Source organism: [Clostridium] aminophilum (assembly GCF_900101295.1).
Classification (GTDB): domain Bacteria; phylum Bacillota; class Clostridia; order Lachnospirales; family Lachnospiraceae; genus Clostridium_R; species Clostridium_R aminophilum_A.
Map to the genome: position 1 here is coordinate 13793 of NZ_FOIL01000007.1, position 12428 is coordinate 26220.

12 protein-coding genes are annotated in these 12428 nt (G+C 52.7%); 11 read left to right on the forward strand and 1 reads right to left on the reverse strand.

All coding sequences use genetic code 11. The features are described 5' to 3' along the window. The first annotated feature begins 20 nt into the window (after positions 1 to 20). Both BMW41_RS03330 and BMW41_RS03335 read left to right on the forward strand, forming a co-directional pair. Positions 21 to 1310 (forward strand): lactate dehydrogenase, encoded by a 1290-nt coding sequence (locus BMW41_RS03330; RefSeq protein ID WP_074648839.1) that lies wholly within the window; start codon positions 21 to 23, stop codon positions 1308 to 1310. Between the two features lie 92 nt (positions 1311 to 1402). After that, positions 1403 to 2566 carry an NAD(P)H-dependent oxidoreductase gene (locus tag BMW41_RS03335; protein WP_074648841.1) on the forward strand — a complete coding sequence of 388 codons (1164 nt, stop codon included), beginning with the start codon at positions 1403 to 1405 and terminating at the stop codon, positions 2564 to 2566. 8 nt (positions 2567 to 2574) lie between these two features. Here the strand turns inward: BMW41_RS03335 and BMW41_RS03340 are convergent, their stop codons facing one another. Beyond that, a complete protein-coding gene (locus BMW41_RS03340) occupies positions 2575 to 3663 on the reverse strand; it encodes a tyrosine-type recombinase/integrase (RefSeq protein ID WP_242870286.1) in 1089 nt (362 codons plus the stop codon). Between the two features lie 307 nt (positions 3664 to 3970). Between BMW41_RS03340 and BMW41_RS03345 the strand changes: the two genes are divergently transcribed. The 9 genes from BMW41_RS03345 (at position 3971) to BMW41_RS03385 (ending at position 12414) form a co-directional block, all read left to right on the forward strand. After that, positions 3971 to 4657 carry a F0F1 ATP synthase subunit A gene (locus BMW41_RS03345; protein WP_074648843.1) on the forward strand — a complete coding sequence of 229 codons (687 nt, stop codon included), beginning with the start codon at positions 3971 to 3973 and terminating at the stop codon, positions 4655 to 4657. 236 nt (positions 4658 to 4893) lie between these two features. Continuing rightward, positions 4894 to 5115, forward strand: a complete 222-nt coding sequence (gene atpE, locus BMW41_RS03350; protein WP_031471485.1) for an ATP synthase F0 subunit C — start codon at positions 4894 to 4896, stop codon at positions 5113 to 5115. A 13-nt stretch (positions 5116 to 5128) separates the two neighbouring features. After that, positions 5129 to 5602 carry an ATP synthase F0 subunit B gene (locus BMW41_RS03355; protein ID WP_074648844.1) on the forward strand — a complete coding sequence of 158 codons (474 nt, stop codon included), beginning with the start codon at positions 5129 to 5131 and terminating at the stop codon, positions 5600 to 5602. A 10-nt stretch (positions 5603 to 5612) separates the two neighbouring features. Further along, a complete protein-coding gene (atpA, locus tag BMW41_RS03360; protein WP_083378760.1) occupies positions 5613 to 7451 on the forward strand; it encodes a F0F1 ATP synthase subunit alpha in 1839 nt (612 codons plus the stop codon). Positions 7452 to 7468: 17 nt separating this feature from the next. Further along, the gene (gene atpG / locus BMW41_RS03365; RefSeq protein WP_074648845.1) at positions 7469 to 8407 is read left to right on the forward strand and encodes an ATP synthase F1 subunit gamma; all 939 of its coding nucleotides are present in this window, start codon (positions 7469 to 7471) and stop codon (positions 8405 to 8407) included. Then, on the forward strand, positions 8404 to 9792 hold the full coding sequence (gene atpD, locus BMW41_RS03370; protein WP_074648847.1) for a F0F1 ATP synthase subunit beta: 1389 nt from the start codon (positions 8404 to 8406) through the stop codon (positions 9790 to 9792). Before atpG ends, atpD begins: the two co-directional genes overlap by 4 nt. Before the next feature lies 1 nt (position 9793). After that, positions 9794 to 10219 carry a FoF1 ATP synthase subunit delta/epsilon gene (locus BMW41_RS03375; protein ID WP_074648848.1) on the forward strand — a complete coding sequence of 142 codons (426 nt, stop codon included), beginning with the start codon at positions 9794 to 9796 and terminating at the stop codon, positions 10217 to 10219. 219 nt (positions 10220 to 10438) lie between these two features. After that, positions 10439 to 10657 carry a hypothetical protein gene (locus BMW41_RS03380; protein ID WP_207646866.1) on the forward strand — a complete coding sequence of 73 codons (219 nt, stop codon included), beginning with the start codon at positions 10439 to 10441 and terminating at the stop codon, positions 10655 to 10657. A gap of 428 nt (positions 10658 to 11085) precedes the next feature. After that, entirely contained in the window at positions 11086 to 12414 is a 1329-nt protein-coding gene (locus tag BMW41_RS03385; protein WP_207646867.1) for an ATP-binding protein, read from the forward strand. The last annotated feature ends 14 nt before the right edge of the window (positions 12415 to 12428 follow it).

A 12428-nucleotide genomic window follows, 5' to 3' on the forward strand; every position in this document is an offset into this window, starting at 1 on the left:
ACAATCGGAGGAGACAAACGATGTTTTATTACAGGATTAAGGGCTTCATCTGCTGCGCATGGGAGAGTGATCTCCCCTACGCGGCGGCAGACGACAAGGAGAGAGCGGAAGTCAGCAAGTTTCTGTTCCGGAGGGATCCCGCAAAAAGCCGTGCGGTATTTTTGGTAAATCATCCCGCCCTGCTCTATCAGACCGCGGAATCGGCGGAATGGCTTTCCCTCGGCCGGCTGACAAAAGCCGCAGACCGCGGGATTTCCCCGGAGAGTCCTGCCGAGCAGGGAATCCCCGATCCGGAAGTGATGGCCGCCATCGAGGCAGGGCGTCTTGGCGCGGTCAATATAGCACATCCCCGGTTCCCGGAGATCATGGATGAACATCTTCCACTCGGCGAGATGACTAAAAAAACCGTGCATATTCTGGCGATCGGTGATGTCGGAAGCAATGTTCTGACCGGGCTTCATCTGCTCGGCGGAGACTGCATCCGCCGGATCGGGATCTGCGACATTTCCGATAAGGTCACCGCAAGATGGGAGTTTGAGGAGAACCAGATTGCCTATCCATGGGATTATGATGCACTTCCGGAAGTCTATGTCGTGGACAGAGAACATCTCTTTGACTGTGATGTGTTCGTCTTTGTGGCAAGCGCCGGCATTCCGCCGGTCGGTTCGGGGATCAAGGATGTCCGGATGTATCAGTTTGAAAAGAATTCCAGGATCATCGCCGAGTATGCGAAGATTGCAAGAAACGCGAACTTCAGGGGACTGTTCTGTGAGGTGGCGGATCCGGTTGATCCGCTCTGCAAGGCGGCGTATCTTGCGAGCAATACCGACGAAAACGGAAATTTTGACGGAAAGGGCCTTGTTCCCGAGCAGATTCAGGGATACGGTCTCGGTGTCATGAACGCGAGAGCCGCATATTACGCGAAGAAAGATGAGCGGTTCCGCAGTTTTCTTTCCGAGGGAAGAACCTTCGGACCCCACGGACAGGAACTTGTCGTCGCCAATTCCATCGAGCACTATGATGACGGGCTCTCAAAGGAACTGACAAAACTGACCGTGACCGCCAATCTCAGAATGCGGGAGATCGGATTCAAACCCTTTGTGGCGCCGGCCTATTCCTCGGGTGCGCTCTCCATTCTACTGACGATTCGGGGAGAATGGCACTGCAGTTCCGTCTTTCTCGGCGGAATCTACATGGGCGTTAAGAACCGTTACACCATAAACGGACAGGAGACCGAGATCTTAAAAATGCCGGAAGAACTGTTTGAACGCATTCGGGATGCGGAAAAAGCGCTTCATGCGATCAATTAACGGAATATCATCGGAATAAATCATCGGAATAAAGTAAAAGAGAGACCAACGCAGTCGGAAGGAACCGGAGTGAATTACAGGGAGGTGACAGCATGGAACAGACAGGAACGATAGAAAACGGCAGTCTTCTTATGGTCATACCCTGGGATTCAGAGAGCGATTCGGGATCGGAACGGCTTGATTTGGTGCTGAAGTTTGTAGAAACGGTGGAGGTTATGCCGCGGAATATCCGGCTCCACCGCGTTCATACGGCGGAGGAATTCCAAAGTTTTCTTCAGGAGCAGAAGCCGGCCTCCGATCCGAAGTCGCTCCGGCCGGTACTCTTTGCCGTTCGTCTGGGAAATGACGGCGTAAACATCGAATATGCGAGGATTCTGCGGCTTCTCCGCAGGGAACCGCATCTTTTGGAGGGATATATCGGCGGCGTGATTACGGATGCCGACTCCGAACTTTACACAAAATCGACCGCGACGGAACTGGTCCTTGCGGCCAATCAGTCCGGGTGTGCCTTCGTCGGCAAACCTCTTGTGGAGGGCACCGGCTCCCTGGACAATTTCCGCGTTGCGGCGAAAAACCTTGGAACCGCGGATTATCTGGAAGCATACCGCGTATCGGCGAGAAGACTTCTGCAGTCGATTCTGGATTTCCGCGGATATGCGGTTCCGGAGCCGTCGCTCTTATGCCTTCATGCTTCCAGCCATAAGACGTCCAACACCTTTTCTCTCTGGAGGGATGTCCGGGATCGCCTGACGCATACCACCTGTTCCGAGATCGGACTGCGAAACGGAACCTTGTACGACTGTTCGGGATGTCCTTATCAGATGTGTCTGCATTACGGGGAGAAAGACAGCTGCTTTTACGGCGGAGTGATGGTGGAAAACGTTTATCCGGCGATCCGTGAGTCCAATGCCATTCTGATGGTATGTCCGAATTACAATGACGCGCTCTCGGCGAACCTGACCGGTTTCATCAACCGGCTGACGGCGCTCTACCGGAAACGGCAGTTTTATGACAAGGCGCTGTTTGCCATCATTGTGTCCGGATATTCCGGCGGAGACAATATCGCAAGGCAGCTCATCGCTGCGCTGAATATGAATAAGAATTTTTATCTGCCGGCTCACTTCTGCATCATGGAAACGGCAAATGACCCCGGAACCGCCGAGAAGCTTCCGGGAATACGGAACCGGGTGGAAGAATTTGCTGCCCGGATCGAGAAGACTCTGGTATCCGAGTCCCGGCATTCCGATTCCGGGTGATCGGTGCGTCAGTCGTCTTCGCGGCGAAGCCTGACTTTATTTCTGGCACTGCGCCTGCGCTCGTCTTCGAGTGCGGCGTAGTGTTTTTTTGTGGTATTGACATCGGCGTGGCCCAGTACATCCGCGACAAGGTAAATGTCTCCGGTCTCCCGGTAAAGATTTGTTCCGTAGGTGGAGCGGAGCTTGTGCGGAGTGATTTTTTTCAGCGGGGTCACGATCCGCGCATATTTTTTGACCATATTCTCCACGGAGCGGACATTGATCCGTTTGTTCTGGAGCGAGAGAAAGAGCGCGTTTTCATGGCCCGGTTCCGGCGTGATACCTGCCCGCTCATCCATATAATCCCGGAGCGCGTCTTCCACCTCCATGCCGAAATAGATGATGACTTCCTTGCCTCCTTTGCGGTGAATCCGGATACCTCCGTTATGGAAATCCACGTCGTCGAGGTTGATGCCGACACATTCGGAAACTCGGATTCCGGTTCCCAGCATGAGGGTCATCATCGCCAGATCACGGATTTTGGTCTTTTCGTGGAAAAGTTTCTGGCGTTCGGTCATATGTTCGCCGCACTCCACCTCATCCAGAAAACGGGCCACCTCGTCAACCTCCAGACGGATGATCTCCTTTTCGTGAATTTTTGGAAGCTGTACAAGTTCGGCCGGGTTTGTCCGGATGGACTCCCGGCGGTAGAAGAAGTTGTAGAAGCTTTTTAAGGAAGATACCTTCCGCATGATGCCGCGCTCGGTGTTGGTCACATCCTCCCGGGAACCGGTGCTGTAACATTTTAAATATTCCATGTATTCTTCCAGATCCGGAAGGGTAATCTCGTCCAGAACGGAGATCGGAAGGTCCCGGAGCGCTTTTTTGGCAATGACCGGGTTTTCTTTCTGAAGATATTCAAAAAAGGTTTTCAGATCGTAGCCATAGGCAAGACGCGTTCTTGCAGAGGTCCGTGGCTCGATGCCGTGGAAGAAGTCGGTGCAGAACGGCGGAAGATCCCGTATTACCTCGCGGAGACGTTTGGTATTCTCGATGTTTTCCTGATCATGATATGTGAGCGACTTTGCCATAGCCGTAACCTTTCCTTTCTGCTGCATTATTGCTTCTCTATTGTAATCGTTCCTCCGGAAAACGTACAGCGGTGATTTTGGTGCAGCATCTTCCGGGAGCCGGATGACAAAAAATCACCATTGTTGTCATTGATTCTTTTTATAACTGCTATTACCGGTTGCAAATAATGCACAATTTACGCGGTTCAGAATATTATGATGTTGTTAAAAATAACAGGACACGTTTGAACTTGCCATACAAAAGGGGTATGATAGAGCCTGCATGGTATTGTATGAATTTTAGTACATTCCGTGCCGAACAAGGAAATACATCAGGAAGAGAGGTAGTGAAAACATGGAGGAACTGGCTTCCAGACTTCTGGAAGAGCTGAATGTCAAGACCGCTTTTACGATCCCGGTTCTGGGGGGAATCGAGGTCGCGGAATCGGTCACCGTCTCCTGGATTGTGATGGCGGTGCTGATTCTCGGCGCGGTCTTTCTGACGAGGAATCTCCGGGTGCAGAATCCCGGAAAACGTCAGCTTGCCGCCGAATTCATCGTGTCATGGCTGGACGGGTTTACGGGTGAGATGCTGGGAGAACACGGAAAGCAGTACAGCTCTTACGTCTCCACGGTGCTGCTGTACATCGGACTGGCCAATGTCATCGGCGTGTTCGGTCTGAAGCCGCCGACCAAAGACATGAATGTGACCATCGCCCTGTCAGTCATGAGCATTCTTCTGATCGAGGCAGCGGGCATCCGGCAGAAGGGAACCGGAGGATGGCTGAAGAGTTTTGCCCAGCCCATTGCGATTGTCGCGCCGATCAATATTCTGGAGATCGTAATCCGCCCTCTGTCGCTCTGCATGCGGCTTTTCGGCAATGTTCTCGGCGCGTTTGTCATCATGGAGCTGATCAAATACGTGCTTCCGGTGGGACTTCCCGCCGTGTTCAGCCTGTATTTTGATCTTTTTGACGGCCTGATTCAGGCATATGTCTTTGTCTTTCTGACGTCGCTTTTTATCGCGGAAGCGGTGGAGTAAACCGCGGACCGGTCCGTCCGCGGTCAGCGATGCAGACAGAGAAAATGACGGAAATCGAAAGAAAACGACAGAAAACAGTTCCGTACAGAACAGGCTGACGGAAAAGTTTGAAAGTAAACTTTCAAACTTTGATTGACGGCTCAAATAGACAAGCAAGCTTGTCTGCTTGAGCCTGGAGGACAAAAATATGATACGGGAGAACCGGCCCTGGCCGGTCACAGAAAGGATGTATGAATATGAATGTTACAGCTTTGGGAGCAGGAATTGCAGCACTGGCATGCCTCGGTGCAGGCATCGGAATCGGCATTGCGACCGCGCATGCGGTTGACGCCATCGCGCGCCAGCCGGAGGCAGACAGCAAGATTATGAGAAACCTGCTGCTTGGATGCGCACTGGCAGAGGCGACCGCGATCTACGGTTTTGTACTCGGCATTCTGATTATCTTCTTCCTCAAGTAAGGAGGCGGGTGAAATGCTGAGAATTGACTACAACATCCTGTTTACGATTGTTAATCTGCTGATCCTGTTCTGGGCTCTCCGGAGATTTCTCTTTAAACCGGTCCGCGAGATCATGGAAAAGAGAGCGGATGACATCCGGAATTCTTTTGAGGAGGCCGATCAGGACCGCAGAGAAGCGGAAGAATACAAGGAACAGTGCAGAAAACAGCTTGGAAATATCGACGAGGCAAAAAAGCAGGCCGAAGAGGAGGCCCGGCGCGACGCGGCGAAAGAATATAACCGCATTCTTGCGGATGCAAGGAAGGAAGCGGCGCGGATCATTCAGGAGTCCAAAGAGCGCGCTGCGGCGGCAGCAGATGAGGAACGCCGTCAGGCAGAGTCGGACATTGTGAAGATGATCAAGAGCGCGGCGGCCAAGATCGCCGAGTCCGAGGATGATTCGAAGATGTACGATGATTTCCTGAGAGAAGTCAACCAAGAGAAATGAGGCGTCATATATGAGTGAACATATCGGGACATCGGGCGTGCGCGCTCTCTTAAAGTGCGTAACCCGTCCGACCCCGCAGCAGGAAGAACAGTTTCGGATTTTTCTGGACCGGACGTATCATGCGGGCGGAACGGAAAATGTAGAGCTGGAGATCCGGGTCACACCGGAAATTCACGGCGGTTTTATCCTGGATGTGGGCAGTGATGAGTATGACTGGTCCACACACGGCAGAGAGCGGCAGTTTGAGACAGCGATCGATGAGGCGAGAAAAAAGAGCCGCGGCGATCTTTTGCCCATGCTGAAAACCGCGATCAGTGAGTTCCGTGTTCTGGCACAGAAATCCGAGGTCGGAACGGTAGAGACCGCAGGCGACGGAATTGTGACAATTCAAGGTCTGGACCATGTCATGTACGGAGAGATCATTCTCTTCGAAAATGGCGTAAAGGGAATGGTTCAGAATATCGAGCGCGACCATGTGGGCGCCATCCTCTTCGATCAGGAGGGAACCATCGGTGAGGGAAGCCGGGTGACGGGCATCGGAAAGCGGGCCGGAATACCGGTTTCCGACGCATATCTCGGGAGAGTTGTCGATGCGCTGGGCAATCCGATGGATGGTGGCGGCCGGATCGAAGCCGATGAATACCGGCCGATCGAGGAACCGGCCCCGGGAATCATAGACCGACAGCCGGTCAGTGAGCCGATGGAGACCGGAATTCTCGCGATTGACTCGATGTTTCCCATCGGACGCGGTCAGAGGGAACTGATCATCGGAGACCGTCAGACGGGAAAAACCTCCATTGCCGTGGATACGATACTGAATCAGAAGGGAAAAAACTGCATCTGCATTTACACGGCCATCGGCCAGAAGGCATCAACGGTGGCATCACTGGTCAATCAGTTAAAAAAGAGCGGGGCCATGGATTATTCTGTGGTGCTGGTATCCACGGCCGCCGATCCGGCACCGCTCCAGTATATTGCGCCCTATTCGGCGACCTCCCTTGCGGAGTATTTTATGCACCGAGGAAAAGACGTTCTGATCGTGTATGATGATCTCTCCAAACATGCGGTTGCATACCGGACCATATCGCTTCTTCTCGGACGGTCACCGGGGCGTGAGGCGTATCCGGGCGATGTTTTCTATCTCCATTCAAGGCTTTTGGAGCGAAGCGCAAGACTTTCCGAACGCCTCGGCGGCGGCTCCATCACCGCACTTCCGATCATTGAGACCCAGGGCGGCGATGTGTCGGCTTATATTCCGACCAACGTCATTTCCATCACGGACGGACAGATCTTTCTGGAATCCAATCTGTTTTTCCAGGGACAGCGGCCGGCGGTCAATGTGGGCCTTTCCGTATCCCGTGTCGGCGGTGCCGCACAGACGAAGGCGATGAAGAAGGCAGCAGGTTCTTTGCGAATTGACCTGGCCCAGTACAGGGAGATGGAAGTGTTTACGCAGTTCAGCTCGGACCTGGATACCTCGACCCAGAAACTGTTGAAAAAAGGAAAGGCGCAGATGGAGCTTCTTCGCCAGCCGCTCGGTCATCCGATGTCGATGGCGGAGCAGGTTCTGTCGCTGATCGCGGCGGAACACAATCTTTTTTCGGATATGGATCACTTGCCGGTCAAGGAGTGCCAGGGAAAACTCATCCGGTTCTTTCATGAAAGCCACCCGGATCTCATCGCGCGGCTTGAAATGACAAAAACGCTGGAGGATGACCTGAAAGAACGGATTCTCGCGGCGTGCGATGAATTTGCGGCTTCCGTAAAGCCGGAGGACGGCACGAACGAAAAGAATTCGATTTCGATGGAGGATCCGATACGGGCGAAGGATAATCCTGCTCGTGCGTAAACCGGGAGGAAAAAATTATGGCAGCTTTACGTGAGATCCGGGATCGAATCGACAGTGTCAGGAATACGATGAAGATCACCAATGCCATGTACATGATCTCATCGACCAAGCTCAACACGGCCCGGAAAAAACTGAAATCAACGGAACCGTATTTCTACACGCTCCAGTCCATGTTCGAGCGTATCCTGCGTCATCTTCCGACGGGGTTTGCCCATCCGTATCTGGACCGGAGAACAGAGATCCCGGAAGAGGAGCGGTCACGCGCCTTTCTCTGCATTACCGCTGACAAAGGCCTGGCCGGTGCCTACAATGCCAATGTGCTGAAACTGGCGGAATCGCGGATGGGAAACGGAAAACGGGATCACCTGTATGTGGTCGGTGAGGTCGGAAGGCAGTATTTTCTTCACCGGAATGTGGATCTGGACGGAGAATTTCACTATACGGCGCAGAAGCCGACTCTTTCGCGGGCCCGTCACATTTCCATGGAAATGCTGGCACTGTTCCGGGAGAAGAAGGTGGATGAAGTCTATGTTGTGTATACGCGGATGAAGAATCAGGCGGAGTTTGTTCCGGAACTGATCCAGCTTCTTCCGCTTGTTCAGCTCGACAGCGATCTCATGAATGCGGGTAAACTGCCCGTAAACACAATTCAGGAGACCTTTTCCCTTGAACCGACGCCGACGAAGCTTTTGGACAACATCGTTCCGGAATTTGTGAACGGATATATCTACAGTGCGCTGGTTGAGTCCTACTGCGCCGAGCATTTTGCGCGCATGCAGGCGATGGATGCGGCGAACCGGAACGGAAACCAGCTGATCCGCGATCTGACGATTGAATATAACCGAAGCCGTCAGGCGAGAATCACACAGGAGATCACGGAGGTGGCTGCCGGGGCAAGAGCACGCCGAGAGCAGATGGAACGTGCAGGAAAGATGAGAAAGGACTTAGAACCATGAGAATAGGAAAGATCGTTCAGATCATGGGTCCGGTCGTAGACGCGGAATTTGAGGGAAAACCGCTCCCGGAACTCCGGTCCGCCCTTCAGGTGGATAATCACGGAGAAAAAGTCATGATGGAAGCGGCGCAGCATATCGGCGGCAATACGGTCCGCTGTATTATGCTATCCCCGTCCGAAGGACTCCAGAAAGATATGCCGGTACTGGAATTGGGAACACCGATTCAGATTCCGGTGGGAGAAGAGAATCTGGGACGGCTTTTTAATGTGCTGGGAGATCCCATCGACGGAAAGGGAGCGCTTTCCGCGAAGGAAACCTGGGATATGCACCGCAAACCGCCGAAATTTACGGACCAGAGTCCGGTGCAGGAGATTCTTGAGACCGGAATTAAAGTAATTGACCTGATTGCGCCGTACGCGAAGGGCGGAAAGATCGGTCTGTTCGGCGGTGCCGGTGTCGGCAAAACCGTCCTCATTCAGGAACTGATCCGGAACGTGGCCGAGGAGAGAGGCGGATATTCCATCTTTACCGGCGTCGGAGAGCGTTCCCGCGAAGGCAATGACCTCTACAGCGAGATGACGGAATCCGGTGTTATTCGGAATACCGCTCTGGTGTTCGGTCAGATGAATGAGCCGCCGGGGGCAAGAATGCGCGTTGCGGAGACCGGGCTTACCATGGCGGAGTATTTCCGAGACGTTCAGCATAAGGACGTGCTGTTATTCATCGATAACATCTTCCGTTTTGTACAGGCGGGAAGCGAGGTGTCCGCACTTCTGGGCCGTATGCCGAGCGCGGTGGGCTATCAGCCTACGCTGGCCAATGAGATGGGCGCACTTGAGGAGAGAATTGCGTCGACGACGAACGGTTCCATCACATCGGTGCAGGCGGTTTACGTCCCGGCCGATGACCTGACGGACCCGGCACCGGCGACGACATTTACCCATCTGGACGCAACCACCGTTCTGTCGAGAAAAATCGTGGAACAGGGAATCTATCCGGCAGTGGATCCGCTGGAATCCTCGTCGAGAATTCTGGAGGAAAATATTGTCGGCAAAGAGCATTACGAGACGGCACAGAAAGTTCTTCAGTTTTTGGAAAAATACCGGGAGCTGCAGGACATCATCGCCATTCTCGGCATGGAGGAACTGTCGGAGTCAGACCGGAAAATTGTGGCCCGTGCGAGAAGAATCCGGAATTTCCTGTCGCAGCCTTTCCACGTTGCGGAGCAGTTCACGGGCATTCCGGGAGAGTACGTTCCGATTGCGGAGACGATCCGAGGATTTCAGGCGATCATCGCCGGAGATATGGATGCGTATCCGGAAAACTGCTTTTTCAATGTCGGGACCATTGACCAGGTGATCAAAAAGGCAAAGGACGGCAGATGATATGGCTGATAATGCAAAAGCAACCTTTGGACTTCGGGTGATCGCATCGGACAAGACCTTTTTTTCCGACCGCGCCCGGTCGCTGACCGTTCAGACGCTGGATGGCCAGCAGCAGTTTTTGGCGCATCATGCGCAGATTATCCTTGCGGTGGATCCGGGAGAACTCCGGATTGTGGATGCGGAGGGAAAGCTGATCCGCGTCGTGGCCGGTTTCGGCACCATGATTTTTGCCAACAACCGCGCGACGGTTCTGGTCGACACCTGCGAGACCCAGGAAGAACTGGATGAAAGGCGGGCGGCAGAGGCACTGGAACGTGCGAAGGAGAGGATGCGGCAGAAGCAGAGTCTCCGGGAATACATGCTGAATAAGACGGCGATGGCGCGCGCCATGTCACGGCTTCAGTTCAAGGGGAAGAATTATCGATAACACAATTTCGATAAGATAATAAGGGGTTCAAAAAATAACGGTCATAATTTGAATCATAAAAACCATTATTCTGGAATATATATGATTTCTGTGTGGAATAGTACAGACAAGTGTGCTAAATTTATAGACAGAAAAAGCGTGATCTGCAGAGATGACTTGATTCACGCAGAGGATTGGTTCGAGGTGACCGGAATGAGTATGAACTGGAAAAAAAGGTTGATGACTTTTGCTGCGGCAGTCTGTCTGTCCGGAGCGATGAGTATGAGTGCGATGGCAGATGAGGGTACTCCCATTGAGACAACGCCCGTTGTCTACAACGGTTTTACCGCAGTCTATGATTCGGCAACCGGCCTGATGGTTCTTACACCGGCTCTCCCCATGTCCGGCACGGCCGATGAAACGTTTGCAGCAGTGACCTCACCGGCACTTCCGATGTAAAGACGGACGGCAGTGATATATATGAACGATTTTGACTCCCGAAGCGGAAGACAGGTTCTTCCCTTCGGGAGCTTTTTGTGTGATAGGAAAGTTCTTCACTTTTCCCTATCACACAAAAACGCTCCGCGAGGATGCACACGCCGCTGTAAGCAAATTCACTAAGCTCGAAAAGACCAGCCGCAGCACGCTATTTCACTAAGCGGCAAAGCCGCTAAGTGAAATATGTGTCGTTAAGAGCTTCGCCAAGGAAGCTGTCACCTAACGGTGACCAGCGGCGGACTTTGTTCTGTCATTAGGAAGATTTTCCGTACATCCGAAAGAATTTTTTAAAAATATATGAAACAGAATAATACGATGTGGTATAATTAACTGCAGAAGGATAATGTGTGTTATGATATCGGTATGAAATGATCAATGCAGGAGGTGCCATGGATTCATTTTTCTACGGTCGAAAACATGAATTGAATCAGCTGAACGGACTGATCCGGGCGGGCACCGGTGGTTGCGCGCTGATCTGCGGACGGAGCGGAGTCGGAAAAACCGCACTTCTGCGTGAACTTATCCGGCAGAATCCGGAGTTTCACTTTCGGATCTTCAGTGTTCCGAGAGGCGGATACCCAACGGAGGAAGAGAACGGCCTGCGTGATCTGTTTCTTCATGCCGGAGTGTCCAATGAGATTCTTCTGATCGATCAGGCAGAGAATCTGGATGAGACACAGATTCTGCGGCTGCTCTCCGAGACGGCGGAGGGAAAAACGACGGCAGTGTTCTCAGGGATGATCTCCGAAAGAATGACAGAGATTCTCACCGGACGGCGAAGTCCGGTGAGGGAGCAGTTTGCGGTGAAGATCGGGCTCGGGGATTTTTCCTGGTGGAATATAAAGCCGTTTCTGAAAGCAGCGGGAATTACGGATCCGAACGGAATCCTTCCGCTTACCGCTTACGCGGTAAGCGGCGGTAATCCGAAGATCCTGAATGCGTTTCTTCGCACCGTCAGCGAAAACGGTGTGATGACCCGGCTGGACAGTTCCCTGATCAAGGAGCCGTTTTACCGGATGGATTCCTTCGCGCAGGAAAATGCCCCCTATTACCGGATCATGCAGGTGATTTCCGGAGGAGACGACCGCATGAGCAGCATTGCGGAGCGACTGGGCATGGCAACGACTTCATTGCCAAAATATCTGAACATTCTATTGGAAAACGGGCTGATTCTCCGGGAGAATCCCGTGACGGAAAAGTACCGTCAGAATTCGAGAAACGGACGGTATGTCATCCCGGATCCCTGGCTCCGGTTCTGGTTTCGGGCGATATATCCGAACATGGGGGAGATCGAATGCCGCATGGGGGAGGGAATTCCGGACATTGTTTCGGAAATAATGAAGGAAAAACAGATTCCGGAGATTTACGAGGAAATCTGCCGTTCGTCACTGTGGTCGATGTCGGAAAAATGTTTTGATTATGACCGTGTCGGACGCTGGTGGAACCGGGGAAGCATCCGGATTCCCATTGTGGCATACCGTTCGGACGGAACGGACATTCTGTTCGGATTAACCTCTTCGAATCCGGAGCGGAAGATGGATGTGAGTGATCAGAAGGAATTGGAGAAATCTGCGGCTAAGGTCGACTGGAAACCGAAGAGCGGAAGCCGGAGAGAGCATTATATTCTGTTTTCCGAGGGCGGATTCACCAGGGAAATGAAAGAGTACGCAAAAAAGAAAGAGAATGTCATTCTTGTGGATTCTCTTCCGGGAAAATGACGGACGGAAACAGC